The sequence below is a fragment of the Paracoccus sp. P2 genome, from assembly GCF_046335115.1.
Taxonomy (GTDB): Bacteria; Pseudomonadota; Alphaproteobacteria; order Rhodobacterales; family Rhodobacteraceae; genus Paracoccus; species Paracoccus pantotrophus.
In genome coordinates this window covers 1-25,334 of record NZ_JBGOSN010000008.1, presented here as the reverse complement: position 1 = coordinate 25,334, position 25,334 = coordinate 1, and the positions used below count along the sequence as shown (strand labels likewise).

Here is a 25,334-nt window from a genome sequence, read left to right as displayed (position 1 = left end):
TCATGCGGCTTTTGAAGGTGGTGGTGGTTCTGGTCATCCTGATTCTGGCGGGCCTGGCCGGCTATGCCTATTTCGGCGACATGAGTTCGGACCCGCGCGAGATGCGCATGCCGGTCGAACTGGAGCTGGGCGCGCAGACAGCCGCCCCGGCCGCAGCGCCCGTGCCGGCACCGGCCCCCGCGGCGACCGCGGCCGCCGATGGCGGCGATGCCGCCCAGACCGCTGCAACGGCCGAGGACGCGGGGGCGGGGCAGAATGACCTCGACTGACGGCCTCGGCCTGGCCTGCGCCCTGGTGGCCGGGCTGGCGCTGGCCCTGCCGGCCGGGGCCAAGCCGCCGCTTTCGGCCAGCGACTGGCTGTCGGGCAGCGTGCGCGAGCCCGACAACATCTCGTCCTGGCGACCCGGCGACGCGCGCCCGCCCGAACTGCGGCAGCGCGCCAGGCGCGAGCTTGCCCCCACCGGCGCGGTCGAGCCGGTCGGCGTGACCCGGCTGGGCGAGGGCAATCCCGACGGCAAGGGCACGGTTTCGCCGCGCGCGGCCGGCCTGCCTCCGGATCTCTGGGGCGACAGTGAGGCGGCGGTGCTGGTGCGGCTGATCCGCGCCTCGAACCCGCGCCTGCCGGCGCTGCGGCGGCTGGAGCGGCGGCTGCTGGCCGCGCAGCTGCGCCCGGCCCGGACCGAGGCCGGACAGGAAGGCGCGCTGTTCCTGGCCCGCGTGGACAAGCTTCTGGATATGGGTGCCACTGGCGCCGCCAAGGAATTGCTCAAGGCCGCCGGTCCCGGCGACCCCGAGCGGTTCCGGCGGCTTTTCGACATCGCGCTCCTGTCCGGCGACGAGGCCCAGGCCTGCGAGACCATGGACCGCACCCCCGGCGTCGCGCCCAGCTTTCCGGCGCGCATCTTCTGCCTGGCTTTCGGCGGCGACTGGTCGGCTGCGGCGCTGGTGTTTCACGGCGCGCAGGCCATGGGGCGGATCGACCCGCAGATGGCGGCGCTTCTGGCGCATTACCTGGACGATGGCTATTCCGACAGCGCCGAGGAACTGGTGCCGCCCGCCGTGGTCACGCCGCTGGAGCTGCGCCTGCACGAGGCGATCGGCCAGCCCCTGCCCTCGTCCGGCCTGCCCCTGGCCTTCGCCCTGGCCGACCTGGACCAGAACGAGGGCTGGAAGGCCCGGCTGGACGCGGCCGAGCGGCTGGCGCGGGCCGGGGCGATCCCGGCCTCGCAGCTGCGCATGATCTATCTGGAGCAGAAGCCCGCCGCCTCGGGCGGGGTCTGGGACCGCGCCGGCGCCGTGCAGGCCCTGGCCGATGCGCTGCTGATGCGCGACCTGGCGGGGGTGGGCCATGCCCTGCCGCCTGCCTTCGACGCCATGGTCGCGGCCGGGCTTGGCCCGGCGCTGGCCGATATGGTCGGGGCCGAGGTCGGCGCGCTGGGGCTGGATGGCCGCGCCGGCCGCATCGCGCTGTGGCTGGCGCTGCAAGCCGCGCAGCCGCAGGTGGTGCAGGCCCCGCCCGCCGATGCCGCCGGTTTCGACCTGTGGCTTCTGCGCTTTGCCGAGGGCGAGCCCGAAAGCGCCCCGCCGCCGGGCGAGGGCGAGCCGCGGGCGGCCGCGCTTTTCCCCGCTTTCCTGGGTCCGTCGGAGCGGAGCCTGCCGGAAGGCGCCGCGCAGCTGATCCTGGCCAACCGGCGGGGCGAGGCGCTGCTGGCCGCCATCGCCGATGTCGATGCCGGTCTGGACGGTGACCTGCCGCGCGCGGCGCAGGGCCTGCGCGTCCTGCGCGTGCTGGGCCAGCAGGAAATCGCGCGCCAGGCGGCGGTCGAGCTGATCCTGGCCCCGGTGATGACGCCCCCGCCGGGCTCCGGCCTGCCGTGAGCGGCCGGCTTGACGACCGAGGCCGGATCTCGGCCTTTCTCGACGCGCAGGCGGCCGAGGCGGGGGCGGCGCGCAACACGCTGCTGGCCTATGGCCGCGACCTGCGCGATTTCGTCGACTGGCTGGCGACGCGCGGCGGCACCCTGCTGACCGTCCCGCGCGAGGGGATCGAGGATTACCTGGCTTATTGCGACGCCCAAGGCCTTGCGCGGGCGACGCGGGCGCGGCGGCTGTCGGCGATCCGCCAGATCATGCGTTTCGCGCTGGACGAAGGCTGGCGCGAGGACGATCCCGCCGGCCGCATCAGCGGGCCGGGCCGGGTGCAGCGCCTGCCCAAGGTTCTGGACCGGGCCGAGGTGCAGGCCATGCTGGACGCCCTGCCCCGCATCGGCCGCAACGAGACCGAGCGCGCCCGCAACCTGGCGCTGGTCGAGCTGATCTATGCCACCGGCATGCGGGTGAGCGAACTGGTCTCGCTGCCCGTGGGCGCCTGCCGGGGCGACCCGGCGCTGCTGCTGATCCGCGGCAAGGGCGGCAAGGAGCGCATGGTGCCGCTGAGCGATCCGGCCCGCCGGGCGCTGGCCGCCTGGCTCAGGCGCCGCGACAATGCCCCCGCCGAAAGCCCGCTGGGCCGGCTGGTCGCAGGCAAGGGCGCGCGCTGGCTGTTTCCCGCCGCCTCGCGCGAGGGGCACATGACGCGCCAGGCGATGAACGCCCTGCTGGGCCAGTTGGCGCTGGCGGCGGGCATCGACCCGGCCCGCGTCTCGCCGCATGTGATCCGCCACGCCTTTGCCACGCATCTGCTGGAAGGCGGCGCCGACCTGCGGGCGATCCAGACGCTTCTGGGCCATGCCGACCTGGGCACGACCGAGATCTATACCCATGTCCTTGACACGCGGATGCGCGATCTGGTGCTGAACCATCATCCGCTGGCCCAAGCCCATCGCGACGACAAAGAGCCATGATCCCGCCGGCTGTTCCCGACCCGACCCCCGGCCATGACCCGGCCTTCTGGCTGATCGGCGCGGCGATCCTGCTGCTTCTGGCGCTTTCGGCCCTCTTCGCCGGGGCCGAGACGGCGCTGACCGCGGCAAGCCGCAGCAAGCTGCGCGCCCGCGCCGACAAGGGCGACCGGCGGGCGGCCGAGGCGCTGGCGGCCAAGGAGGACAGCGAAAACCTGAACGGCGCCATCCTTGTCGGCAACACTCTGGTCAAGATCCTGGCCGCCAGCCTTGCCGCGGCGCTTGGCCTGGGCTTGTCGGGCTGGCGCGGGGCGGCGCTGGGGGTGCTGGTCCTGGCGCTGGCAATGCTGGTGCTGGCCGAGGTTCTGCCCCGCAGCCTGGCCCGCCTTGCCCCCGAGGAGACGGCCGGCCGCCTCGCCCGCCCCCTGGCCCTGCTGGCCCGTATCCTTGCGCCGGTGGTCTGGGCGGCGCGGCTGACGGCGCGCGGCCTGCTGGCGCCCTTCGGCATCCGCGCCGGCAGCGCCGGCCCGGTGTTTTCCGTGCAGGACGAGATCGCCGATGCGCTGGCCGTGGCCGAGTCGAGCGGTGCCGTGCAGAAAGAGGAACGCGACCGGCTGCTGGGCGCGCTGGACCTGGGCGAGCGTTCGGTCGAGGAAGTGATGCTGCACCGCTCGGGCATCGCGATGATCGACGCCGGCCAGACTGCCGAAGAGGTGCTGGATCTGGTGCTGAAAAGCCCCCATACCCGCCTGCCCGTCTATCGCGGCGAGCGCGAGAACGTTATCGGCGTCATCCATGCCAAGGATCTCTTGCGCGGCGTGCGCCGGGCGCTTCAGGAAAGCGGCCCCGAGGCGCTGCGCGATTTCGACGTGCTCAGCACCGCCATGCCGCCCTATTTCGTGCCCGAGACCACGCCGCTGGACGAGCAGCTGCGCGAGTTCCTCAGGCGGCGGACGCATTTCGCGCTGGTGGTGGACGAATATGGCAGCCTGCGCGGCCTGATCACGCTCGAGGACATCCTGGAGGAGATCGTCGGCGAGATCACCGACGAACACGACATGGATGCCGTGCAATCGCTGCTGCCCGGCCCGCAGGGCGATTACCTGGTCGACGGCGCGATGACCATCCGCGACCTGAACCGGGCGCTGGACTGGTCCCTGCCCGATGACGAGGCCAACACGGTGGCCGGGCTGGTGATCCACATGGCCCAGTCGATCCCCGCGGCGGGCCAGGTGTTTTCCTTCCACGGCTACCGTTTCGAGGTGCTGGCGCGGCGGGAAAACCGCATCACCCGGCTGCGTATCCGCCCGCTGGGCGTGCCGCCGCCGGACAAGCCCGCCGCCGATCAGTGATCGGCCATGCCGGCGGCGCGCTTGGCCGCCTCGATGCTGCCGCCGGTGCCGTTGAAGAAGGCGTTCAGCGCCACCGCCGCGATGGTGGCCAGCAGGATGCCCGATTCGACCAGCGGGTGGATGGCATGCGGCATCCATTGCTTGAAATCGGGCGCGATCAGCGGGATCATCCCGAAGCCGAGCGCCACCGCCACCACGAACAGGTTGTTGCGGTTGCCGGCGAAATCCACCGTAGACAGGATGCGGATCCCCGTCGCCGCCACCATGCCGAACATGACGAGGCCGGCGCCGCCCAGCACCGGCGTCGGCAGCGATTCCACCGCCGCGCCCATCTTGGGCACCAGCCCGAACAGGATCAGGATCAGCCCTCCGGCGACGCAGATGAAGCGGCTCTTGATCCCGGTGACGCCGACAAGCCCGACGTTCTGGCTGAAGGAGGTATAGGGGAAGGTGTTGAAGATGCCGCCGATCAGCGTGCCCAGCCCATCGGTGCGCAGGCCCGCGGTCAGGCGCTGCGGCGTGACCTCGCGCCCGGTCATCTCTCCCAGCGCCAGGAACATGCCGGTTGATTCGATCATCACCACGATCATCACCAGCACCATGGTCACGATCAGCACCGGGTCAAAGATCGGCATGCCGAAATGGAAGGGCGCGACGATGCCGAACCAATGCGCCTCGGCCACCTTCTCGAAGGTCATCTGGCCCAGCAGGATGGTCAGGCCCGCGCCGATCAGCATGCCCAGAAGCACCGCGATATTGGCGACGAAGCCACGGCCGAAGCGGGCAATCAGCAGGATCGCCACCAGCACCACGCCCGAGATGGCGATATTGATCGGCTGGGCGTAAAGCGGGTTCTGCACGCTGGGCGCGGGGGCAAAGCCCTCGGGCAGCGCCGGCACGGCGCCGGTCCCGGCCAGGTCGCGCAGCTGGTTCAGCCAGCCGACCGCCACCGGGTCCACCACCTTGGGCGCCGTCGGCCCGACCGGGTTGCCGAAGATCCAGTTGATCCCCACCCGCATCAGCGTGACGCCGATCACCAGGATGATGGTGCCGGTGACGAGCGGCGGAAAGAACTTCAGCATCCGCCCGACGAAAGGCGCGATGAGCATGGCCACGATGCCCGCGCCGATGATGGCGCCGAAGATCATCCGCGCCCCCTCGGGCCCCGGATAGGCGTTCGCCATGGCCACCATCGGCCCGACCGAGGCGAAGGTCACGCCCATCATCACCGGCAGCTGGATGCCGAACCAGCGCGTCATGCCCAGCGACTGGATGATGGTGGCGATGCCGCAGCAGAACAGGTCGGCCGAGATCAGGAAGGCCACGTCCTCGGGCGAAAGCCTCAGCGCCCGGCCGACGATCAGCGGCACCGCCACGGCGCCGGCATACATGACCAGGACATGCTGCAGGCCCAGGGTCGCCATCCGCAGCGGCGGCAGGATCTCGTCGACCGGATCGACTGCGGATGTCGCGGTTCTTGCCATGAGGGCCCCCCTGTCTTGCCGATCATGCTTGCGTTTTCGCAAGACTGCGCTGGCGTCCGGGCTTTGGCAAATCCTTTATGACGATAACGTGATCACCCGGCCCGCTCCGCGCAGGCCGCGGCATTCCCGGCCGCGGCCGCCTGTCTCTGCCGGCGCAGGGCGCGGCGCAGGGTCTCGGGCAGGCCCAGTTCCGGCCAGGCCGCCTGGGCGACGCGCAGATGCGCCTCGGCCCGCGCGGCATCCTGCGCCTCGGCGGCGCGCAGGGCGGCCGAAAGATGCAGCAGCGGCTGGTCCGGCGCCAGCGCCAGCGCCGCATCCAGCCAGCGCCAGCCGGCCTTGCGATTGCCGGCGGCGAAACAGGCATCGGCCAGCCGCTTGCGGGTCAGCATCTGTTCCGGCCGCGCCGCATCCAGCCAGTGCAGCAAGGCGAAGGCCCGGTTCAGCCGGCCATGCAGCCGCAGGACCGAGGCGCAGAACCCCAGCCAGGCCGCATCCCCGTCGGCCGGTTCCGGCCGTTCACCCCTGGCCAGCGCCGCCTCGATCGGCGCCAGCGCCTCGGCGCAGGGGCCCAGCTTGCGCCACAGGTCGGGCCAGACCAGCAATTCGCGCTGTGGCCCCGGATCGCGGATGAACTCCGACCAGTCGATCCGCAGCAGCCACAGCGGCAGGATCCGGCCCTTGCCGCGTTCCGGGTCGGGCTGGGCATAGGTCGCCAGCAATTCGGGGGCAAAGCCAAGCGCCCGGCGCGCCGCCCCGCCGTCATGCATCAGCCGATGCGCCACCGCCGGCATGATCGGTCCCTCGGCCGAGCGCCCGGCAAAGATCATGTCCACCAAGGCCGCGTCCGGTCCGGGCCCGGCGCCGTCCGCATTGCCGCCCTGCCCGCCCGTCACCAGCAGCACCTGCCGGCATTGCGGCTTGTCGCGATTGCGCATCAGCGGCGCCTCCAGCCCCTGCCGGGCCAGGCGCCGCGCCTTCTGCCGAAGGCCGGCCGACCAGGCAGCAATCGCAAGCTCGCGGTAGAGAAAGGGAAAACGCTCCAGCAAGGCCCGGTTTCCGGCCAGCGCCTCGACCAGGTCTTCTGCCCGCCCGCAGCGCCTGGCATGACCGGCGGCATAGCTCACGCTTTGCGCCAGATCGCCGGGGGCAAAGAAACTCTCCGGCCGCGACAGCACGCGTTCCAGCAGCGCCGCATGGGCGGCGTTGCCCAGATCCTCGGGCAGCGCCTCCGGCAGGGCCACCACCCGGCATTGCCCCACCATCGCCGCGGCGCGCGAAAAGGCGCTGTAGCTGGGCGCGCCCACCTGTTCGCAGCCGGCCATCAGCAGCAGTTCCAGCAGGTCGCGCTCGGCCGGGGTCAGCGCGCCGGGGTCCAGAAGCTCATGGGCCGGCAGGATGCGGGGATCGCCCTGGCGCAGATGCTCGACCGCCGCGGGCGTGTCGGAAAAGGCGATCACCGGCCCATCCACCGCGGCGACGAAGGCGCGAAAGAACTCGTCGGGCACATATTTCGACGCCCAGGAGGAATAGGACCAGGGATCGCCGTCCAGGATGTCGCCGCGCCGGACATGGATGGCCAGCGGCCGGCCGCCGCCGGCGCGGGCCAGGATGCGTCGCGCCCCTGCCAGCGCCCGCGCCAGCCGCGGTGACAGCACCAGTTCCTCGGCCGCGGCGCGCAGGCCGGCCGCCGCCTCGGCCTCGGATTCGTCCATGAAGCGGATGATCTCGGACATGCTGTCGCATTCATAGCGCCGCCCCTCGGCCAGTGTGCGGGCGAAACCGGCACCGTTCATGCCCGGCGCCGCGGCGGGCAGGTTGCGTAGTTCCGACCGCTCGGGCGCGCGCGCGACGATGTCGATATGCGCAGCGACGAAGGCGGGGTCCAGGAAATCGCGCGGATCGACCAGTTCGGGATAGGGCCCGTCGGGCTGCGACAGCCACAGATAGCGCCCCGCCACGCCGAACTTGCGTGCGATCCGCATCACATTGAGCAGGCAGATCAGCCGCGCGCCGATCCGATCCTGCCGGAAACCGATGATGGCATGGTGCCTTGTCATGCGAAACCGCCCTCCCCCTCCCCTTGCGGCTTGCAACCGCCCGCCCTCCTGCCTATCAGGACGTGCCGCCATACAACAGCACGGAAACCCCGATATGGACATCGCCGCCCGCCGCAAGGCCGATCCCGCTCACTGGCGCCTCGCCACCGCGATCCGCGCCCTTTCCATGGACGCCGTCGAAGCCGCGAACTCGGGCCATCCCGGCATGCCGATGGGCATGGCCGACGTCGCCACGGTCCTGTTCCGCAACCACCTGAAATTCGACGCGGCCGCGCCGAACTGGTTCGACCGCGACCGCTTCGTTCTGTCGGCGGGCCACGGCTCGATGCTGATCTATTCGCTGCTCTACCTGACCGGCTACGAGCAGATGTCGATCGACCAGATCCGCAATTTCCGGCAATGGGGCTCGATCACCGCCGGCCATCCGGAATTCGGCCATGCCGAGGGCGTCGAGACGACGACCGGCCCGCTGGGCCAGGGCATCGCCACCGCCGTCGGCTTCGCCATCGCCGAAGAGGCGATGCGCGCCCAGTTCGGCGAGGCGCTGTGCAGCCACAAGACCTGGGTCATCGCCGGCGACGGCTGCCTGATGGAGGGCATCAGCCAAGAGGCCGTCGGCCTGGCCGGCCACCAGAAGCTGAAGAACCTGATCGTCCTTTGGGACAATAACGACATCACCATCGACGGCCGGGTGTCGCTGTCGGATTCGACGGACCAACTGAAACGCTTCGAAGCCTCGGGCTGGCGCACGCTTTCCTGCGACGGCCACGACCCCGCCGATATCGAGCGCGCGCTGGCCGATGCCGCCAGCGGCAAGGACGACCGCCCGGTGCTGGTCGCCTGCAGGACCATCATCGGCTTCGGCGCGCCCAACAAGCAGGACAGTTCGGGCGTGCATGGCTCGGCGCTCGGCGCGGCCGAGATCGCCGCCGCGCGCGAGGCGCTCGGCTGGGAGGCGCCCGCCTTCACCGTGCCCGAGGACATCCTGGCCGACTGGCGCGCCATCGGCGCCCGCGGCCGGGCCGAGCGCGAGGCCTGGGCCGCCCGCGTCGATGCGGCCGAGAACCGCGACGAATTCGCCCGCCGCATCTCGGGCGGGGTCAGCGAGCGGCTGGCGCCCACCATCGCCGCGCTCAAGCAGCAGGCCCTGGCCAGCAAGCCCAAGGTCGCGACCCGCAAGGCCAGCGAGATGGTGCTGGAGGTGGTGAACCCCGAACTGCCCGAGACGCTGGGCGGCTCGGCCGACCTGACCGGCTCGAACAACACCAAGACCAAGGATCTGGGCGTCTTCACGCCGGAAAACCGCCAGGGCCGTTACATCCACTACGGCATCCGCGAACATGGCATGGCGGCGGCGATGAACGGCATCTGGCTGCATGGCGGCCTGCGCCCCTATGGCGGCACCTTCATGTGCTTCACCGATTACGCGCGCGGCGCCATGCGGCTTTCGGCGCTGATGGGCCTGCCGGTGACCTATGTCATGACCCATGACAGCATCGGCCTGGGCGAGGACGGCCCGACCCACCAGCCGGTCGAGCATCTGGCGATCTGCCGCGCCACGCCCAACACGCTGACCCTGCGCCCCTGCGACCTGATCGAGACCGCCGAGGCGTGGGAAATCGCGCTGTCGAGCGAATCGACGCCGACGGTCATGGCGCTGTCGCGCCAGAACCTACCGCTGCTGCGCGAGGATGCGGGCGCCGAGAACCTCTCGGCCAGGGGCGCCTATGTTCTGCGCGAGGCCTCGGCCGCGCCCAGGGTGATCCTGATGGCCTCGGGCTCCGAGGTCGAGATCGCGGTGACCGCCCGCGAGACGCTCGAGGCCGAAGGCGTGCCGACCCGCGTCGTCTCGGTGCCGTCGATGGAACTCTTCCGCGACCAGGAGGCCGAATACCGCCGGCAGATCCTGCCCGCCGGCACGGTGCGCGTCGCCATCGAGGCCGCCGTGCGCCAGCCCTGGGACTGGCTGCTGCTGGGCGAGCGCGGCCGCGAAGAAGCCTCCGGCTTCATCGGCATGACCGGCTTCGGCGCCTCGGCCCCGGCACCCACGCTTTACAAGGAGTTCGGCATCACCGCCGAGGCGACCGTCGCCGAGGCCCGCCGCCTGCTCGGCTAAGCACTTCCGGGCCGCGCCCGCTCCGGCGCGGCCCCCTCCCATCCCGCCGGCTTCTTCGTTCCCCAAATACCCATGCCCCGGCGCTCCGGGAAAGCCGCCGCGGCTGCCTTTCACCCTTCCCCAAAAACTCATGCGACGGTGCAGGCAGGCACCCGCTTCGCCCCCATGGACCCCGCCGCCGCCCACGGGCATAAGCGGAAACAAGAGGGACATGCCATGACACCGCCCGAACCCAGCCCCGGCGCCCTGCCGCCGATCCTCGCCCCCGCCGGCGATCCGGGCCGCGCCACGCAATTGCACGGCATCCTGCTCTTGCTGCTGGCGATCTTCCTGTTCACGCTGATGGATGCCACCGGCAAGCATCTCTCGACGCTCTACCACCCGGTGCAGGTGGTCTGGGTGCGCTTCGTCACCAACCTGGCCATCGTCGCGGTCATCTTCGCGCCGCGGCTGCGCCATGCCCTCGCCACCCGGCGCCCGGTGGTGCAGTTCTTCCGCGGCGTGACGCAATTCGGCTCGGGCCTGCTGTTCTTCAGCGCGCTGCAATTCATCGGCCTGGCCGAGGCGACCGCGATCATGGACCTCAACCCGGTGCTGATCACGCTGGGCGCGGCCGTCTTTTTGGGCGAATCCATCGGCATCCGCCGCATCCTCGGCATCCTCGCCGCCTTCTGCGGCGCCATGCTCATCATCCGCCCCGGCGCCGGCGTCTTCCATCCCGCCGCTCTGCTGGCGCTCGCCGCGGCCTTTACCTATGCCGCCGGCGCCATCCTGACCCGCGTGGCGAGAAGCGATTCCACCGCGACCTCGATCCTGTGGTCGGCGCTGGTCGGCACGGTCCTCTCCTCGCTTGCCGTGCCCTTCGTCTGGCGGCCGGTCGCGGTCGGCGATCTCTGGGCCTTCCTGCTGCTCGGCGGGCTCGGCACAGCGGCGCAGGCGCTGCTGATCCGTGCCTTCTCGCTGGCCGAGGCGGCGGCCATCGCCCCCTTCGGCTATACCGGGCTGGTCTGGGCCGGGCTCTGGGGTTGGCTCATCTGGGGCACCCTGCCGGACCGCTGGACCCTCATCGGCGCGTTGATCATCGTGGCTGCGGGCCTATATGTCTGGATGCGCGAGGCCCGCGCGATGAACCGGGCCGCCGGAACGGGGCCGCAATGACCGAGACCGACACCGAGACCCAGGAACCCGCCCCGCTGCGCGACCGCATCGCCAATGGCGCCTTCCTGGCTGTCATGGGGCTGGCGCGTATCCTGCCCTATCGGCGGCGGGTGCCGGCGATGGGCTGGTTCTTCGCCCATCTGCTCGGACCCCTGGCCGGCTGGCGCCAGCGCATCCGCACCAATCTGGCCATGGCGCGCCCGGACCTGCCCGCGGCCGAGATCCGCCGCCTGACCCGCGCGGTGCCCGAGAATGCCGGCCGCTCGCTGGCCGAGATCTATTCCGGGGCCGAGTTCACCGACCGCATCCATGCCGCGGACCCGCTGACCGGCCCGGGCCTGCCGGCGCTGGAACAGGCGGCGCAGGCGGGTCGGCCGGTGATCCTGGCCGTGGCGCATTTCGGCAATTACGACGCCATGCGCGCCGCGCTCGCGGGGCGCGGCTGGCCGGTCGGCGCGCTCTACCGGCCGATGAACAACGAGGCGTTCAACCGCCATTACATCCCCGCCATGCGCGCCATCGCCGAACCGATGTTCCCGCGCGGCCGCGCCGGGCTTGCGGCCATGCTGCGCTTTCTCAAGGGCGGCGGCTGGCTGTCCCTGGGCTTCGACCAGTTCGACGACCACGGCGCCGAGCTGCGCTTCTTCGGCCTGCCGACCAGGACGGTGCTGACCCCGGCGGAACTGGCGCTGCGCTATGACGCGCTGATCCTGCCGATCGCCGGGGTGCGCCAGCCCGACGGGCTGAGCTTTCGCGTCGAGGTCGGCGCGCCCATCCCCCACAGCGACGCCCCGACCATGATGCAGGCGCTGAACGACGATCTGGAGCGGCTGGTCCGCGACCATATGGAGCAGTGGTTCTGGGTGCATCGGCGCTGGAAACGCAGGGGCTAGGCGGCGAATCCCTTTCCCTCGGGTTGTCCGACGGTCTATAAGGACGCCCAAATCCGCCGCGCAGTCAGAACGCGGGCCCCGACAACGACATCCAGAGGACGGCATGAGCGACGAATCCAAAAACGCTGGTCAAGACAAGCGCCACCACGAGGGCGATGTCGCCTTCATTCAGGCCCTGGCCGAACTGCTCGATCGCAACGAATTGACCGAACTGACCGTCAAGCGCGAATATGACGAAAACGACCGGCTGACCGTCAGCCTGTCCAAGCACCAGAAACAGGCCGCGCCGCAGGCCGCGCCGGCCGCCTTTGCCGCCCCCGCGGCGATGGCCCCTGCCGCCGCGCCCGCCCCGGCCCCAGCCGCAGCCCCCGCCAGCGAGGATCCGGCCAGCCTGCCCGGCGTCGTGACCTCGCCCATGGTCGGCACCGCCTATCTGGCGCCCGAGCCCGGCGCGACGCCCTTCGTCGCCATCGGCCAGCAGGTCAAGGAAGGCGAGACGCTGATGATCGTCGAGGCGATGAAGACGATGAACCATATCCCCTCGCCCCGCTCGGGCACGGTCAAGCGCATCCTTGTCGACGACGGCAGCCCGGTCGAGTTCGGCGCCCCCCTGATGGTCGTCGAGTGAGGCGCGGATGTTCGACAAGATCCTGATCGCCAACCGCGGCGAGATCGCGCTGCGCGTGATCCGCGCCTGCCGCGAAATGGGCGTCGCCTCGGTCGCCGTGCATTCCACCGCCGATGCCGATGCGATGCATGTGCGCATGGCCGACGAATCCGTCTGCATCGGCCCGCCGCCCTCGACCGACAGCTACCTGTCGCAGCCCGCCATCATCTCGGCCTGCGAGATCACCGGCGCGCAGGCGGTGCATCCCGGCTATGGCTTCCTGTCGGAAAACGCCGCCTTCGTGCAGATGGTCGAGGATCACGGCATCACCTTCATCGGCCCCTCGGCCGAGCATATCCGCATCATGGGCGACAAGATCACCGCCAAGGAGACGGCGAAGTCGCTGGGCATCCCGGTGGTGCCCGGTTCGGACGGCGGCGTGGCGGACGTGGCCGCGGCCAAGCGGGTGGCGGCGCAGATCGGCTATCCGGTCATCATCAAGGCCACCGCCGGCGGCGGCGGGCGCGGCATGAAGGTCGCCCAGGACGAGGCCGCGCTGGAGACCGCCTTCCGCACCGCCCGTGCCGAGGCCAAGGCGGCCTTCGGCAATGACGAGGTCTATATCGAGAAATACCTGCAACGGCCGCGCCATATCGAGGTGCAGGTCTTTGGCGACGGCCGCGGCCGCGCCGTTCACCTGGGCGAGCGCGACTGTTCGCTGCAACGCCGCCACCAGAAGGTGTTCGAGGAAGCGCCCGGCCCGGTCATCACCGCCGAGCAGCGCGCCCGCATCGGCGGCATCTGCGCCAATGCCATGGCCAAGATCGGCTATCGCGGCGCCGGCACCATCGAGTTTCTGTTCGAGGAGGGCGAGTTCTATTTCATCGAGATGAACACCCGCCTGCAGGTCGAGCATCCGGTGACCGAGGCGATCTTCGGCGTCGATCTGGTGCGCCAGCAGATCCTAGTCGCCGCCGGCGAGGAGATGGAGTTCCGCCAGGAAGACCTGCAGATCCGCGGCCATGCCATCGAGGTGCGGATCAATGCCGAAAAGCTGCCGAACTTCACCCCCTCGCCCGGCACCATCTCGCAATATCACGCGCCGGGGGGGCTGGGCGTACGGATGGATTCGGCGATCTATGACGGCTACCGCATCCCGCCCTATTACGACAGCCTGATCGGCAAGCTGATCGTGCATGGCCGCGACCGCCCCGAGGCGCTGGCGCGGCTGAACCGCGCCCTGGGCGAGCTGATCGTGGACGGGATCGACACCACCGTGCCGCTGTTCCGGGCGCTGATCGAAAATCCCGACATCCAGCGCGGCGATTACTCGATCCACTGGCTGGAACGCTGGCTGGCCGAGATGGCCGTCAGCGCCTGAACCATGCGGCAAGCGGCGCGACCGGCGGCCCCTGCATGAGCGGTGGGGGCCTGACAGCCGAACGGATGCTGGCCGCCTATGCCCAGGGGGTGTTTCCGATGGCGCAGTCCGCCTCGGACCCCCAGCTTTACTGGTTCGAGCCGGGGCTGCGCGGCATCCTGCCGGTGGGCGGGGTGCATGTCTCGCGCTCGATGCGGCGCGTGCTGCGCCATTGCGGCTGGCATGCGACCCTGGACCGCGATTTCACCGGCGTGGTCCAGGGCTGCGCCGATCGCGCGGAAACCTGGATCAACGCGCCGCTCATGGCGCTTTACCGCGATCTGTTCCGCATGGGCCACGCGCATTCGCTGGAGGTCCGGGCCGGCAACGAGCTGATCGGCGGCATGTTCGGTCTGACGCTGGGCGGGGCGTTCTTTGCCGAAAGCATGTTCTCGCGCCGCAGCAATGCCTCCAAGGCGGCGCTGATCTGGATGTCATCGCACCTGGCGCGCTGCGGCTTCGTGTTGTGGGACACCCAATATCCGAACCCGCATCTCGCCTCGATGGGCGGCCAGGCCATTCCCCGCGCGGAATACCGCCGCCGGCTTGCCGCCGCGCTCGGGGTTCGCGCCGATTTTGCCGGCTGTGCCCTGCCCGGCGCTCAGGCCCTGTTGCAGGAAATCACCCAGACGTCATAGCGCGGATCGTCCAGCGCCGAAAGCGCCGGGGACGAGGCGATCATCCAGCCCGCAAACAGCCGCGCATTGGCCTGGCTGTCGGTGATCGTCAGCTCGGCATAGGCATCCGAGGTCGGGTCCGCTGCCGGATAGCGGCATTCCGCCAGGCTGAGCTGAAGCCGGCCGAAGGCGACCGACTCGCCCACGGCCAGGGTGAAATCCTGGGTCCGGCCGGTGATCTTGTCGAGCCCGCGCAGCTGCGCGCCGGTGCCGCGCGCCGTCTCGGGGCCGCGCGCGGCTTCGGCGGCGCGCTGGCGCTCGGCCGCCGAGGGCTCGACGGGGACCACCGCATCGGGATCGTCGCTGAAGGCCGGGTCGATCATCAGCTGCTGGTCCTCGGCCGGCTCCTCCTCCTGGGCGAGGACGGGGCTGGCGGCCAGCAGCAGGCACAGGCAGGCGCGGGTCAGAAGGTCGGTCATGGGCTGTCGTCCGTGCTTTGCGCATCCACGAATTTCATCATCAGCGAGATCAGGCTGACCGCGCCCTGCACATCCTCGATCTCGTCGCCGGGTGCCAGGTTGTCGGGCGCGCCGCCCGGCTGCAATTCGATATAGGCGCCGCCCAGCAGCCCGTCCGACTGGATCAGCGCCGCGCTGTCGCTGGGCAGGCGGATGCTGTCGGGCAGGCGCAGACGCGCCTCGGCGAAATAGGTCTGCGGGTTCAGCTGGACCGCCGACACCCGCCCCACCCGGACGCCGGCGACGCGGACATCGGTGCCGACCTCGATGCCGTCGACGTTCGGAAAGGCCGCGCGCAGCTCATAGCCGCCGGCCAGCTGCGCGCCCAGCCTGCCGCCGGCGGTGGACCAGGCCAGGAACCCGGCCGCCACGGCCAGAACCGCCGCACCAACCCAGAGCTCGGCCCGTTCGGCGGCGGTGTTCATGCGCCTACTCGGGCTGCCAGGCGTCGTAGTCGCGCCGCTCGACCGGCTGCGCGCGATAGAGCGAGCCCGCCGGGTGATAGGCGGCAGGCGTGCCGGTCAGGTTTGGCTCATGCGGCTTTTCCCAGGGCTTGTGCGGCAGAGGGGCCGCGGTCGGCGGCTCCTTGTAGGTGTGATGCAGCCAGCCGTGCCATTCGGGCGAGATGCGGCTTGCCTCGGATTCGCCGTTATAGATCACCCAGCGCCGCTTGCCGCCGCCGGACTGGTAATAGACATTGCCCTGATCGTCCTCGCCGACCTTTTCGCCGTAAAGCTTGGTCCAGACCTGGGTGTTCAAGGTCTGGCTGTTCCACCAGGTCAGAAAGCGCAGCAGAAACGACATGGGTGCGAACCTCATCAATCGGGTGTGGTGGAGATATGGCGCAAGTTGCGGCGAAGGTCCAGAGAGGCTTGGTCCCCGACGCCCCCGACAGGGCAAATCGACGCAGCCGGTGGCGCCGTCCGACCGCCCATCGAGGCGCTTGGCATGGGCAGGGACGCGAGCGCCCCGAGCCATCTGCGAAGGATCCGCCCGCCGCTTTCTGCCGGTGCCAAACCGGATGGCCGGTCCGGGCATCCGGTGGAGCGGGTCGAGGATGAATCCGCCCGGCGATGAACTGCAGATCCCGAAGAGATGCATCTGCATGGCGTGTGGCCGTTCCTTGTCTTGAGATGGCAGCCGAGGTTGCGGGCCGCAATGGATCTGCCGCGATGCGTCCGCGGCAGATCGTGAAGGAGGATCGGCGCGGCAGTCGCGGACCGGCGCCGGGCCGGGAGCCCGGTGAAGCCCGAGCCGGGCAAGCCGATCCCAGCACGGCCGGGAACCGCGCGCCGGCAAGCCGGTCGCGGCCCGTTGGCCCGGGACGTGTTCCGCGTGGTTGGACGCGCGCGGATGGAACCGGCGAAAAAGGCGGCACCCAAGGCCCGCCTGTACCATGCCGCGCGCGCCGTCGCGGCGCGGAACCGACCGGCGCCGGTGCGGCCGGCCGAGCCTGCAGGCGATGCGGGCCTAGCCCGCCGTCGCGGTTTCCTTTTTCGAATCGGTGTGGATCAGCAGGGGCTTGGCCGCGGGATTATCCACCGCCTCCTCGTTGACCACCACTTCCTCGACGCTGTTCATGCCGGGCAGGTCGAACATGGTGTCCAGCAGGATGTCCTCCATGATCGAACGCAAGCCGCGCGCGCCGGTCTTGCGCTTGATGGCGCGGCGGGCGATGGCGGTCAGCGCATCCTCGGTGAAGGTCAGCTTCACGCCCTCCAGGTCGAAGAGCCGCTGATACTGCTTGACCAGCGCGTTCTTGGGCTGGGTCAGGATGGTGATCAGCGCCGCCTCGTCCAGGTCGCCCAGTGTGGCGATGACCGGCAGGCGGCCGACGAATTCCGGGATCAGGCCGAATTTCAGCAGATCCTCGGGCTCGAGCTGCTTGAACAGCTCGCCCACGCCCTTGTCGTCGTCTTCCTTGACATTGGCGCCGAAGCCCATCGCCGTGCCCTTGTTGCGCTGCGCGATGATCCGGTCCAGCCCGGCAAAGGCGCCGCCGCAGATGAACAGGATATTGGTCGTGTCCACCTGCAGGAATTCCTGCTGCGGATGCTTGCGCCCGCCCTGCGGCGGCACCGAGGCGACCGTGCCCTCCATGATCTTCAGAAGCGCCTGCTGCACGCCCTCGCCCGAGACGTCGCGGGTGATCGAGGGGTTGTCGGACTTGCGGGTGATCTTGTCGACCTCGTCGATATAGACGATGCCGCGCTGCGCCCGCTCGACATTGTATTCGCTGGCCTGCAGCAGCTTCAGGATGATGTTTTCCACATCCTCGCCGACATAGCCGGCCTCGGTCAGCGTGGTGGCGTCGGCCATGGTGAAGGGCACGTCCAGGATGCGCGCCAGGGTTTGCGCCAGCAGCGTCTTGCCGCAGCCAGTCGGGCCGATCAGCAGGATGTTCGACTTGGCCAGCTCGATATCGGTCTTGGAGCTGTGGTTCAGCCGCTTGTAGTGGTTGTGGACGGCCACCGACAGCACGCGCTTGGCATGTTCCTGGCCGATCACGTAATCGTCCAGCACGTTGCAGATCTCGCGCGGGGTGGGCACGCCGTCGCCGGATTTCAGCGCCGAGGACTTGGTCTCCTCGCGGATGATGTCCATGCAGAGTTCGACGCATTCATCGCAGATGAACACGGTGGGACCGGCAATCAGCTTGCGCACCTCATGCTGGCTCTTGCCGCAGAAGCTGCAATAGAGCGTGTTCTTGCTGTCGCCGCCGGTCGGATTGGCCATCAGTTCATCCTCGTATAACACCGGAAGCCCGGCAAAAGCGCCGGACGACCGCCTGTTTCGGACGTGGCCAGGCCACGCCATGCGTTGCCCATCATGTTACGAGCCCCCCCGGCCCGTCACAATCCCCAAAACGTCCGCCCCGGCCCCAAAACGCCGGCCTCCGGCTGCTTCCCGCAGCCGTGATCACTGGCCCGGCTCGGCCTTGCCGCGCGCCGTCAGGATCTCGTCGATCAGGCCCCATTCCTTCGCTTCCTCGGGCGACATGAAGCGGTCGCGTTCCAGCGCCTCCTCGACCTCCTGCAGGGTGCGGCCGGTATGCTTGACATAGATCTCGTTCAGGCGCCGCTTGAGCTTTTCGGTCTCGCGCGCATGGATCAGGATATCGGTCGCCTGGCCCTGGAAGCCGCCCGAGGGCTGGTGGACCATGATGCGGCTGTTCGGAAGCGAGAAGCGATGCCCCGGCTGGCCGGCGCAGAGCAGCAGCGAGCCCATCGAGGCCGCCTGCCCCACCACCAGCGTCGAGACGCGCGGCTTGATGTATTGCATCGTGTCATAGATCGACAGGCCCGCCGTCACCAGCCCGCCGGGGCTGTTGATATACATGCTGATGTCCTTGGTCGGGTTTTCCGCCTCGAGGAACAAGAGCTGCGCCGAGATCAGCGTCGCCATGCCGTCATGCACCGGGCCGGACAGGAAGATGATCCTTTCCTTCAGCAGGCGCGAGAAGATGTCATAGGCACGTTCGCCCCGGCTGGTCTGTTCGACGACCATGGGGACGAGCGTGTTCATGTAGAATTCTGCCGGATCGTGCATGTCTGTCCTTGCTTTTGTCCCTGCCTGGCCTGCCCGTTTCGCGATTCGTCCTAAGGCTGCGGTCGCGCCGGACCGCTCTTAGACGCGAAAGGTTGACAGAGTCTTAGTAACGCCGGGCCGCGAGGACAAGAGAGCGATAAAATTTGCCCCTGCCCGGCCGGGCCGGTAATCTGGCGCCCGAGCGACGGAGAAACGCATGAAACTGATCGTCGGCCTGGGCAATCCGGGCGCGAAATACGCCGCGAACCGGCACAATGTGGGCTTCATGGCGGTCGATCGCATCGCCGCCGACCACGGCTTCACCCCCTGGCGCGCGCGGTTCCAGGGCGAGATCGCCGAGGGCCGGCTGGGCGAGGAGCGCGTCGCCCTGCTCAAGCCCGCGACCTTCATGAACCTGTCCGGCCAGTCGGTCGGCGAGGCGATGCGCTACCTGAAGCTCGGCCCCGAGGACGTGACCGTGCTGCATGACGAGCTGGACCTGGCGCCGGGCAAGCTGCGGCTGAAGACCGGCGGCGGCCATGCCGGGCATAACGGGCTGCGCTCGCTGCACCAGCATATCGGCGAGGGTTATCGCCGGCTGCGCATCGGCATCGGCCATCCCGGCGACAAGGACCGCGTTGCCGGCTATGTGCTGTCGGATTTCGCCAAGGCCGAGCAGGCCGGGCTGGACGACCTGCTGCGCGGCATCTCGGACGGCGCGGCGGCGCTGGCCGCGGGCGATGATGCGCGTTTCATGAACGCGGTCGCGGCGCGGGTGGCGCCGCCGCGCAACAGCGGCACGCGGCCGGAGCTTCCCGGCAAGGCGTCGCCGGCCAGGCCCGCGGCGAAACCCGCCAACGATCCCGCGGCCGAGCCGCCCAGCCTGTCGGACCGGCTCAGGGCCCTGACCGAGCGGTTCCGGTGACGGCCTGGCGCGACGCCTTCGCGATGCAGGCCAAGGCCTGCCGCGCGCTTGGCTCGCCGCTGACGGCGCGGATCTGCGAACAACTGGCGCCGATCCTTGAGGCCGGGGACGATGCGCTGGCGCGGCGGGTGCGGACATGGCCCGGCGATCCCAGCTACCGCGCCGACTCGGTGCCGTTGCGGCTTTGCGGCGCGCTGCACGCGCTGGTGCTGAACGGGGACGACCCGAAACTGGCGCAGGCCTATGCCGAGGCCAATGACGCAGTGCTCCACCGAAGCATTTCCCAGGCAATTCAGGATAATCAATCCCGCATCCTGGAATGGATCGAGCATGCGCCGCAGACCAACGAGGTCGCCCGCGCTGCGGTGCTGATCGCGGCGCGCCGGTTCCTGGCCGGCTTGCTCGGCCGGTGCCGCCTCGATCTGCTGGAACTGGGCGCAAGTGCTGGACTCAACCTGAACTTTCCGCGCTACAGTCTTGTTGCAAATACGGAACATGATCCGCCCTTTCTGGGAGAGCGCCAACCCGAGGTCTGGTTGAGCCCGGAATGGCGCGGCACGATCCCGGCCCATGCCCTGCTGGCGACCGGCGCGGCGCGGGGGGTGGACCTGAACCCGCTCGATCCGGCGCGGGACGGGCTGCGGCTGCTGTCCTATATCTGGCCGGACCAGCGCGCGCGGCTGGAGCGGATGCAGGCGGCGCTGGCGCTGGCCGAGCGGTATCCGCCGCGGGTGGATCGCGGCGACGCGGCCGACTGGCTGCCGGCCCGGCTGGCCGAATCCTGTCCTCATGGCAGGCTTGTCTATCACACCGTTGCGGCGCAATATTTCCCTGCCGCCACGCGAGGGCGCATCGAGGCCGCGCTGCAGGACGCCGGGGCCAAGGCCAGCCCCGAACGGCCCTTGGCGCATCTGTCGATGGAGGCCGACGGCGGCGAAGGTGCGGCGCTGGCCCTGCGGCTCTGGGCCGGCGGCGGGATGCGGCGATGGAGCCTCGGCCGGGCGGATTTCCATGCCCGCTGGATCGACTGGCAGCCGAAGGAGACCTGACATGGACCCCGCGCTCAACGTGCTTGGCGGCAAGCTGGAAACCTGCTCGACCGCGCCGCTGACCGGCTTCTTCCGCGACGGCTGCTGCAATACCGGCCCCGAGGATCGCGGGCGCCATACCGTCTGCGTCGTGGTGACGGCCGAGTTCCTGGCCTTGTCGAAATACCTGGGCAACGATCTCAGCACGCCGCGGCCCGAGTTCCGCTTTCCGGGGCTGCAGCCGGGGGATCGCTGGTGCCTCTGCGCCGCGCGCTTCCTGCAGGCGGCGCAGGAATTCGCCGCGCCCGAGGTGGTGCTGGAGGCCACCCATGCCCGCACGCTCGAGATCGTGCCGCTGGAACTGCTGCGCGCCCATGCCGTGAAGGGCGAGGATTAGCGCCCCACCTGCGCCAGATAGTGCCGCACGGCATCGACGACATGGCGAAAGCGGTCACCGCCCAGATGCTTGCCGCCATACCAGCGCGTCACGATCACTACATGGTCGGTCAGCCCGGCGCGTTCCAGCATCTGCAGGATGATCTGGCCGGCGCCGCTTTCGCCGTCGTCGTCGCGCATCGCCTCGCCGGACAGCACCGCGGCCCAGCTGTTATGCGTGGCCTTGGCGAAACGCTTGCTGCGCTTCAACTCGGCCAGCAGCGCCTCGGCCTCGGCGCGGGTCCGCGCCGGCCCGCCCGACACCGCATAGCGCGAGCCACGGTCCGAGATGATCTTGTCAAAGACCGTCAGGCTCATCGCCGGCGCCGGACGTAAAGCTCCAGCCGGTGCCGGACGATCTCGTAGCCCATCTCGGCGGCGATCTCGGCCTGCAGGCGCTCGATGCGCTCGTTGACGAACTCCATCACCTCGCCGGTCTCGACATCGATCATGTGGTCGTGGTGGTGGCCGTCGGCCGGCTCGAACCGCGCCGGCTCGCCCTCGAATTCCAGCTTCTGGATCATGCCCTGCGCTTCCAGCGCGGAAAGCGTGCGATAGACCGTCGCCAGCGACACCCCCGCCCCGGCCGCCATGGCACGCTGGTGCAGCTGGGTGGCATCGGGATGGTCCTCGGCCGCTGCAAGCACGCGCAGCAGCGCGGCCCGCTGGCGGGTGATGCGCACGCCGGCACGGCGCAGCGCGGCCTCGAAGGCTTCGGCACGGGTTTCGATCTCCATGCGGTTTTCTGGCCCAGTTGCGAAAAAATTGCAACTGGCTTGACAGTTGAGAATCATTCGCAGATAACGGCGGCAGAAACGAGGCCCGAAGCAGAAGAATCGGATCATGAAGCGCAGAACATTCCTGACCACGGCCCTTGCCGGACTGGCCGCCCCCGCCATCCTTCCCGCCTCGGCGCTGGCGCAGGGCGGCAGGTTCAAGGTGGCGACCACCTTCACCATCATCGCCGACATGGCCCGCAACGTGGCGGGCGACCGGGCCGAAGTGGTCTCGATCACCAAGCCGGGGGCCGAGATCCACAATTACGAACCCACCCCCAGCGACCTGATCGGCGCCCGCGACGCCCGCCTGATCCTGCGCAACGGGCTGAATCTGGAGCTGTGGTTCGAGCAGTTCCTGCGCAACCTGGGCGACCTGCCCTCGGCCACGCTGACCGAGGGGATCGAGCCGATGCCGATCTCGGGCGGGCATTACGACGGCAAGCCCAACCCGCATGCCTGGATGGCGCTGGACACGGCGCTGGTCTATGTCGACAACATCGCCGCCGCGCTGTCCAAGGCCGATCCCGCGGGCACTGGCAGCTATCGCGCCAATGCCGGCCGCTACAAGGGCGAGATCGCGCGGACCATCGGCCCGCTGCGCGACGCCGCCCGCGCCCTGCCCGAGGAACGGCGCTGGCTGGTCACGTCGGAAGGGGCGTTTTCCTATCTGGCGCGGGATTTCGGCCTGCGCGAGCTGTTCCTGTGGCCGATCAACGCCGATGCGCAGGGCACGCCCCAGCAGGTGCGGCGCGTGGTCGATGCGATCAAGCAGCACAATATCCCGGTGGTGTTTTCGGAAAGCACCGTCTCGGACCGGCCGGCCCGGCAGATCGCGGCCGAAACCGGAGCGCGCTATGGCGGCGTGCTTTACGTCGACAGCCTGTCCGAGGCCGGCGGGCCGGTGCCGACCTATCTGGACCTGCTGCGCGTGACCTCGGAAACCATCGTCGAGGCGCTGAGCAATGCATGAGGCCGCCGGCATCGAGGTATCCGGCCTGACGGTGGCCTATCGCAACGGCTTCACCGCCCTGCGGGATGCCAGCTTCACGGTGCCGCAAGCCTCGGTCACGGCGCTGGTGGGGGTGAACGGCTCGGGAAAATCCACGCTGTTCAAGGCGCTGATGGGCTTCGTTCCGGCCGCGGCCGGCAAGGTGCGGGTGCTGGGCCTGACCGTGCCGCAGGCGCTGCGCCAGAACCTGATCGCCTATGTGCCGCAGGCCGAGGAGGTGGATTGGTCCTTTCCGGTGCTGGTCGAGGACGTGGTGATGATGGGCCGCTACGGCCATATGGGCTTTCTGCGCCGCGCCCGGCCCGAGGATCGCCGCGCCGTGGACGAGGCGCTGGCGCGGGTGAACATGCAGGACTTCCGCCACCGCCAGATCGGCGAGCTGTCGGGCGGCCAGAAGAAGCGCGTCTTCCTGGCCCGCGCCCTGGCGCAGGGCGCCTGGGTGATCCTGCTCGACGAGCCCTTTACCGGCGTGGACGTCAAGACCGAATCCGCCATCATCGAGCTGTTGCAGCAGATGCGGGACGAGGGGCGGGTCATGCTGGTCTCGACCCACGACCTGGGCTCGGTGCCGGAATATTGCGACCGGGTGGTGCTGGTGAAGAACACCGTGCTGGCCCATGGCCCGACGGCCGAGGTCTTTACGCCCGACAACCTGCGCCTGGCCTTCGGCGGCGTGCTGCGCCATTTCGTGCTGGGTGCGCGGCACCTGCATGCGGACGACGACCCGCGCGCGCTGACCGTGCTGTCGGACGACGAGCGCCCGCTGGTCTTTTACGACGACAAGCAGCGCAGCGCCCGCGAAGAAGAGGCGGCGCCGAAATGATCCGCACGCTGCTTGTCCCCTTCGAATACGGCTACATGACCGACGCGATCTGGGTCTCGGCGCTGGTCGGCGGGGTCTGCGCCTTCCTGTCGGCCTATCTGATGCTCAAGGGCTGGTCGCTGATCGGCGACGCGCTGTCGCATTCCATCGTGCCGGGCGTTGCCGGGGCCTATATGCTGGGCCTGCCCTTCGCGCTGGGGGCCTTCCTGTCGGGGGGGCTTGCCGCGCTGACCATGCTGTTTCTGAACAAGCGCACGGGCCTGCGCGAGGACGCGATCATCGGGCTGATCTTCACCGGCTTCTTCGGGCTGGGGCTGTTCATGGTCTCGCTCAATCCGATGGCGGTCAGCGTGCAGACCATCACCATGGGCAACATCCTGGCGATCACCCCCGGCGACACGCTGCAGCTGGCGCTGATCGGCGGCATCTCGGCGCTGGTGCTGGCGGCGAAATGGCGCGACCTGATGGTGGTGTTCTTCGACGAAAGCCATGCCCGCACCATCGGGCTGAACCCGCAGGCGCTGAAGGTGCTGTTCTTCGCCCTGCTCTCGGCCTCGACCGTCGCGGCGATGCAGACCGTCGGCGCCTTCCTGGTCGTGGCGCTGGTGGTGACGCCGGGGGCCACCGCCTATCTGCTGACCGACCGCTTTCCGCGGTTGATCCTGATCTCGGTGGCGATTGGCTCGCTCACCTCGGCCATTGGCGCCTATGTCTCGTTCTTCCTCGACGGCGCGACCGGGGGAGTGATCGTCTGCCTGCAGACGCTGATCTTCCTGGCCGCTTTCCTGCTGGCGCCCAAGCACGGCCTGCTTGCCGCCCGCCGCCGCGCCCGCGAGGCGCTGAAGGAGGCCGCGTGATGGACTGGCTGGTGATGCCGCTGAGTTTTCCCTTCATGCGCGATGCGGCGCTGATCGGGCTGATGATCGCGCTGCCGGCGGGGCTTTTGTCCTGCTTTCTGGTGCTCAAGGGCTGGTCGCTGATGGGCGATGCGGTCAGCCATGCCGTGCTGCCCGGAGTGGTGCTGGCCTATGTCGCGGGCCTGCCGCTGATCCTTGGCGCCTTCCTGGCCGGCCTGGGCTGCGCGGCCCTGACCGGCTGGATCCAGGACAACAGCCGCGTCAAGGCCGACACCGTGCTGGGCGTCGTCATGTCGGGCATGTTCGGTCTGGGGGTGGTGCTTTACACCGCGATCCGGACCGACCTGCACCTGGACCATATCCTGTTCGGCAACATGCTGGGCGTCGGTCCCGAGGACCTGCGGCTGGCCGGCGGCATCTCGGCCGTGGTCGGGCTGGTGCTGGTGCTGAAATGGCGCGACTTCGCGCTTCTGGCCTTCGACCCGGTGCAGGCGCGGGTCTCGGGGCTGGCGCTGCATGTGCTGAACTACGGGCTTCTGGCGATGATCTCGGCCACGGTGGTCGCCATGCTCAGCGCGGTCGGCATCATCCTGGCGGTGGCGCTGCTGATCGCGCCGGGGGCCGTGGCCTTCCTGATGACGCGGCGGCTGCCCGCCATGCTGGCCACCTCGGTCGGGGTCGCGGCCTTCGGGGCGGTCAGCGGGGTCTGGGCCAGCTTCTGGCTGAACAGCGCCCCGGCACCGACCATCGTGCTGGTGCTGACGGCGCTGTTCACGCTGGCCTTCCTGTGGCGCAGCATTGCCACGCGGCGGGCGCAGGGCGCGGACCGGTCAGGGGCGCCCTAGGTCACATACCCATAGACGGGATTCCGGAGACGGGATTCCGGTG

Annotated in this window: 26 protein-coding genes; 17 read left to right on the top strand and 9 right to left on the bottom strand. The window is 69.6% G+C overall.

The genetic code is table 11. The features are described 5' to 3' along the window. The first annotated feature begins 2 nt into the window (after positions 1-2). The 4 genes from ACDP63_RS07240 to ACDP63_RS07225 are packed head-to-tail and all read left to right on the top strand — an operon-like array spanning position 3 to position 4,192. Positions 3-269: a hypothetical protein gene (locus ACDP63_RS07240; protein WP_024844720.1), complete on the top strand. Its 267-nt coding sequence runs from the start codon at positions 3-5 to the stop codon at positions 267-269. After that, a complete protein-coding gene (locus ACDP63_RS07235) occupies positions 256-1,878 on the top strand; it encodes a hypothetical protein (protein WP_024844721.1) in 1,623 nt (540 codons plus the stop codon). The genes ACDP63_RS07240 and ACDP63_RS07235 overlap by 14 nt, the downstream gene beginning before the upstream one ends. Next, a complete protein-coding gene (locus ACDP63_RS07230) occupies positions 1,875-2,843 on the top strand; it encodes a tyrosine recombinase (protein ID WP_024844722.1) in 969 nt (322 codons plus the stop codon). The genes ACDP63_RS07235 and ACDP63_RS07230 overlap by 4 nt, the downstream gene beginning before the upstream one ends. Then, complete coding sequence (locus ACDP63_RS07225) at positions 2,840-4,192, top strand: HlyC/CorC family transporter (protein WP_024844723.1); 1,353 nt, start codon at positions 2,840-2,842, stop codon at positions 4,190-4,192. Before ACDP63_RS07230 ends, ACDP63_RS07225 begins: the two co-directional genes overlap by 4 nt. Here the strand turns inward: ACDP63_RS07225 and ACDP63_RS07220 are convergent. Together ACDP63_RS07220 and ACDP63_RS07215 are read right to left on the bottom strand one after the other, a co-directional pair. Beyond that, complete coding sequence (locus ACDP63_RS07220) at positions 4,186-5,676, bottom strand: nucleobase:cation symporter-2 family protein (protein ID WP_024844724.1); 1,491 nt, start codon at positions 5,674-5,676, stop codon at positions 4,186-4,188. The two genes, ACDP63_RS07225 and ACDP63_RS07220, sit on opposite strands and share 7 nt — an antisense overlap. Positions 5,677-5,768: 92 nt before the next feature. Beyond that, the gene (locus ACDP63_RS07215; RefSeq protein ID WP_074990518.1) at positions 5,769-7,733 is read right to left on the bottom strand and encodes a hypothetical protein; all 1,965 of its coding nucleotides are present in this window, start codon (positions 7,731-7,733) and stop codon (positions 5,769-5,771) included. A gap of 94 nt (positions 7,734-7,827) precedes the next feature. Between ACDP63_RS07215 and tkt the strand changes: the two genes are divergently transcribed. The 6 genes from tkt (at position 7,828) to aat (ending at position 14,565) form a co-directional block, all read left to right on the top strand. Next, the gene (gene tkt / locus ACDP63_RS07210) at positions 7,828-9,849 is read left to right on the top strand and encodes a transketolase (protein ID WP_024844726.1); all 2,022 of its coding nucleotides are present in this window, start codon (positions 7,828-7,830) and stop codon (positions 9,847-9,849) included. Between the two features lie 216 nt (positions 9,850-10,065). Next, positions 10,066-11,007: a DMT family transporter gene (locus tag ACDP63_RS07205; protein ID WP_024844727.1), complete on the top strand. Its 942-nt coding sequence runs from the start codon at positions 10,066-10,068 to the stop codon at positions 11,005-11,007. Beyond that, positions 11,004-11,900, top strand: coding sequence for a lysophospholipid acyltransferase family protein (locus ACDP63_RS07200; protein WP_024844728.1), 897 nt, complete (start codon positions 11,004-11,006; stop codon positions 11,898-11,900). Before ACDP63_RS07205 ends, ACDP63_RS07200 begins: the two co-directional genes overlap by 4 nt. A gap of 103 nt (positions 11,901-12,003) precedes the next feature. Further along, positions 12,004-12,528 carry an acetyl-CoA carboxylase biotin carboxyl carrier protein gene (gene accB / locus ACDP63_RS07195; protein WP_024844729.1) on the top strand — a complete coding sequence of 175 codons (525 nt, stop codon included), beginning with the start codon at positions 12,004-12,006 and terminating at the stop codon, positions 12,526-12,528. 7 nt (positions 12,529-12,535) lie between these two features. Further along, a complete protein-coding gene (gene accC, locus ACDP63_RS07190; RefSeq protein WP_028709938.1) occupies positions 12,536-13,888 on the top strand; it encodes an acetyl-CoA carboxylase biotin carboxylase subunit in 1,353 nt (450 codons plus the stop codon). Between the two features lie 35 nt (positions 13,889-13,923). Beyond that, complete coding sequence (gene aat, locus ACDP63_RS07185; protein WP_024844731.1) at positions 13,924-14,565, top strand: leucyl/phenylalanyl-tRNA--protein transferase; 642 nt, start codon at positions 13,924-13,926, stop codon at positions 14,563-14,565. Here the strand turns inward: aat and ACDP63_RS07180 are convergent. From ACDP63_RS07180 to ACDP63_RS07160, 5 genes are all read right to left on the bottom strand, one after another. Then, positions 14,529-15,023 (bottom strand): DUF2155 domain-containing protein, encoded by a 495-nt coding sequence (locus tag ACDP63_RS07180; protein WP_024844732.1) that lies wholly within the window; start codon positions 15,021-15,023, stop codon positions 14,529-14,531. The genes aat and ACDP63_RS07180 overlap by 37 nt on opposite strands. After that, on the bottom strand, positions 15,020-15,487 hold the full coding sequence (mlaD, locus tag ACDP63_RS07175; RefSeq protein ID WP_024844733.1) for an outer membrane lipid asymmetry maintenance protein MlaD: 468 nt from the start codon (positions 15,485-15,487) through the stop codon (positions 15,020-15,022). Before mlaD ends, ACDP63_RS07180 begins: the two co-directional genes overlap by 4 nt. A 4-nt stretch (positions 15,488-15,491) precedes the next feature. Beyond that, positions 15,492-15,866 (bottom strand): NADH:ubiquinone oxidoreductase subunit NDUFA12, encoded by a 375-nt coding sequence (locus ACDP63_RS07170; protein WP_024844734.1) that lies wholly within the window; start codon positions 15,864-15,866, stop codon positions 15,492-15,494. Between the two features lie 666 nt (positions 15,867-16,532). Further along, positions 16,533-17,798, bottom strand: a complete 1,266-nt coding sequence (gene clpX / locus ACDP63_RS07165; protein ID WP_024844735.1) for an ATP-dependent Clp protease ATP-binding subunit ClpX — start codon at positions 17,796-17,798, stop codon at positions 16,533-16,535. A gap of 183 nt (positions 17,799-17,981) precedes the next feature. Further along, positions 17,982-18,611, bottom strand: a complete 630-nt coding sequence (locus ACDP63_RS07160) for an ATP-dependent Clp protease proteolytic subunit (protein ID WP_024844736.1) — start codon at positions 18,609-18,611, stop codon at positions 17,982-17,984. A 196-nt stretch (positions 18,612-18,807) separates the two neighbouring features. Here ACDP63_RS07160 and pth point away from each other — a divergent pair, with 196 nt between their 5' ends. Genes pth through ACDP63_RS07145 form a run of 3 tightly spaced genes read left to right on the top strand, consistent with a single transcriptional unit; the run spans position 18,808 to position 20,940 of the window. Beyond that, a complete protein-coding gene (pth, locus tag ACDP63_RS07155) occupies positions 18,808-19,515 on the top strand; it encodes an aminoacyl-tRNA hydrolase (RefSeq protein ID WP_024844737.1) in 708 nt (235 codons plus the stop codon). Continuing rightward, positions 19,512-20,564 (top strand): DUF2332 domain-containing protein, encoded by a 1,053-nt coding sequence (locus tag ACDP63_RS07150; protein WP_409927879.1) that lies wholly within the window; start codon positions 19,512-19,514, stop codon positions 20,562-20,564. Before pth ends, ACDP63_RS07150 begins: the two co-directional genes overlap by 4 nt. A 1-nt stretch (position 20,565) precedes the next feature. Beyond that, positions 20,566-20,940, top strand: a complete 375-nt coding sequence (locus ACDP63_RS07145; RefSeq protein WP_024844739.1) for a DUF2237 family protein — start codon at positions 20,566-20,568, stop codon at positions 20,938-20,940. On the opposite strand, the gene ACDP63_RS07140 is transcribed toward ACDP63_RS07145, so the two are convergent. Then, the gene (locus ACDP63_RS07140; RefSeq protein ID WP_177209318.1) at positions 20,937-21,296 is read right to left on the bottom strand and encodes a YigZ family protein; all 360 of its coding nucleotides are present in this window, start codon (positions 21,294-21,296) and stop codon (positions 20,937-20,939) included. The two genes, ACDP63_RS07145 and ACDP63_RS07140, sit on opposite strands and share 4 nt — an antisense overlap. Then, positions 21,293-21,715, bottom strand: a complete 423-nt coding sequence (locus ACDP63_RS07135; RefSeq protein WP_024844741.1) for a Fur family transcriptional regulator — start codon at positions 21,713-21,715, stop codon at positions 21,293-21,295. The genes ACDP63_RS07140 and ACDP63_RS07135 overlap by 4 nt, the downstream gene beginning before the upstream one ends. Before the next feature lie 106 nt (positions 21,716-21,821). On the opposite strand from ACDP63_RS07135, the gene ACDP63_RS07130 reads away from it, so the two are divergent. Genes ACDP63_RS07130 through ACDP63_RS07115 form a run of 4 tightly spaced genes read left to right on the top strand, consistent with a single transcriptional unit; the run spans position 21,822 to position 25,291 of the window. Further along, positions 21,822-22,727, top strand: coding sequence for a metal ABC transporter substrate-binding protein (locus ACDP63_RS07130; RefSeq protein ID WP_024844742.1), 906 nt, complete (start codon positions 21,822-21,824; stop codon positions 22,725-22,727). Continuing rightward, positions 22,720-23,589 carry a manganese/iron ABC transporter ATP-binding protein gene (locus ACDP63_RS07125; RefSeq protein WP_024844743.1) on the top strand — a complete coding sequence of 290 codons (870 nt, stop codon included), beginning with the start codon at positions 22,720-22,722 and terminating at the stop codon, positions 23,587-23,589. Before ACDP63_RS07130 ends, ACDP63_RS07125 begins: the two co-directional genes overlap by 8 nt. Further along, a complete protein-coding gene (locus tag ACDP63_RS07120) occupies positions 23,586-24,446 on the top strand; it encodes a metal ABC transporter permease (RefSeq protein WP_409927878.1) in 861 nt (286 codons plus the stop codon). Before ACDP63_RS07125 ends, ACDP63_RS07120 begins: the two co-directional genes overlap by 4 nt. Continuing rightward, the gene (locus ACDP63_RS07115; RefSeq protein ID WP_036747659.1) at positions 24,446-25,291 is read left to right on the top strand and encodes a metal ABC transporter permease; all 846 of its coding nucleotides are present in this window, start codon (positions 24,446-24,448) and stop codon (positions 25,289-25,291) included. The genes ACDP63_RS07120 and ACDP63_RS07115 overlap by 1 nt, the downstream gene beginning before the upstream one ends. Positions 25,292-25,334 lie beyond the last annotated feature (43 nt).

Bases quoted from the DNA above. Each gene is read 5' to 3' on its own strand.
- ACDP63_RS07145 (WP_024844739.1), top strand. From the start codon at position 20,566: ATGGACCCCGCGCTCAACGTGCTTGGCGGCAAGCTGGAAACCTGCTCG.
- ACDP63_RS07170 (WP_024844734.1), bottom strand. From the start codon at position 15,866: ATGTCGTTTCTGCTGCGCTTTCTGACCTGGTGGAACAGCCAGACCTTG.
- ACDP63_RS07180 (WP_024844732.1), bottom strand. From the start codon at position 15,023: ATGACCGACCTTCTGACCCGCGCCTGCCTGTGCCTGCTGCTGGCCGCC.
- ACDP63_RS07140 (WP_177209318.1), bottom strand. From the start codon at position 21,296: ATGAGCCTGACGGTCTTTGACAAGATCATCTCGGACCGTGGCTCGCGC.
- ACDP63_RS07205 (WP_024844727.1), top strand. From the start codon at position 10,066: ATGACACCGCCCGAACCCAGCCCCGGCGCCCTGCCGCCGATCCTCGCC.
- ACDP63_RS07225 (WP_024844723.1), top strand. From the start codon at position 2,840: ATGATCCCGCCGGCTGTTCCCGACCCGACCCCCGGCCATGACCCGGCC.
- ACDP63_RS07215 (WP_074990518.1), bottom strand. From the start codon at position 7,733: ATGACAAGGCACCATGCCATCATCGGTTTCCGGCAGGATCGGATCGGC.
- ACDP63_RS07115 (WP_036747659.1), top strand. From the start codon at position 24,446: ATGGACTGGCTGGTGATGCCGCTGAGTTTTCCCTTCATGCGCGATGCG.
- ACDP63_RS07220 (WP_024844724.1), bottom strand. From the start codon at position 5,676: ATGGCAAGAACCGCGACATCCGCAGTCGATCCGGTCGACGAGATCCTG.
- mlaD (WP_024844733.1), bottom strand. From the start codon at position 15,487: ATGAACACCGCCGCCGAACGGGCCGAGCTCTGGGTTGGTGCGGCGGTT.
- pth (WP_024844737.1), top strand. From the start codon at position 18,808: ATGAAACTGATCGTCGGCCTGGGCAATCCGGGCGCGAAATACGCCGCG.
- clpX (WP_024844735.1), bottom strand. From the start codon at position 17,798: ATGGCCAATCCGACCGGCGGCGACAGCAAGAACACGCTCTATTGCAGC.
- ACDP63_RS07235 (WP_024844721.1), top strand. From the start codon at position 256: ATGACCTCGACTGACGGCCTCGGCCTGGCCTGCGCCCTGGTGGCCGGG.
- ACDP63_RS07130 (WP_024844742.1), top strand. From the start codon at position 21,822: ATGAAGCGCAGAACATTCCTGACCACGGCCCTTGCCGGACTGGCCGCC.
- aat (WP_024844731.1), top strand. From the start codon at position 13,924: ATGAGCGGTGGGGGCCTGACAGCCGAACGGATGCTGGCCGCCTATGCC.
- accC (WP_028709938.1), top strand. From the start codon at position 12,536: ATGTTCGACAAGATCCTGATCGCCAACCGCGGCGAGATCGCGCTGCGC.
- ACDP63_RS07160 (WP_024844736.1), bottom strand. From the start codon at position 18,611: ATGCACGATCCGGCAGAATTCTACATGAACACGCTCGTCCCCATGGTC.
- ACDP63_RS07125 (WP_024844743.1), top strand. From the start codon at position 22,720: ATGCATGAGGCCGCCGGCATCGAGGTATCCGGCCTGACGGTGGCCTAT.
- ACDP63_RS07120 (WP_409927878.1), top strand. From the start codon at position 23,586: ATGATCCGCACGCTGCTTGTCCCCTTCGAATACGGCTACATGACCGAC.
- accB (WP_024844729.1), top strand. From the start codon at position 12,004: ATGAGCGACGAATCCAAAAACGCTGGTCAAGACAAGCGCCACCACGAG.
- tkt (WP_024844726.1), top strand. From the start codon at position 7,828: ATGGACATCGCCGCCCGCCGCAAGGCCGATCCCGCTCACTGGCGCCTC.
- ACDP63_RS07240 (WP_024844720.1), top strand. From the start codon at position 3: ATGCGGCTTTTGAAGGTGGTGGTGGTTCTGGTCATCCTGATTCTGGCG.
- ACDP63_RS07200 (WP_024844728.1), top strand. From the start codon at position 11,004: ATGACCGAGACCGACACCGAGACCCAGGAACCCGCCCCGCTGCGCGAC.
- ACDP63_RS07135 (WP_024844741.1), bottom strand. From the start codon at position 21,715: ATGGAGATCGAAACCCGTGCCGAAGCCTTCGAGGCCGCGCTGCGCCGT.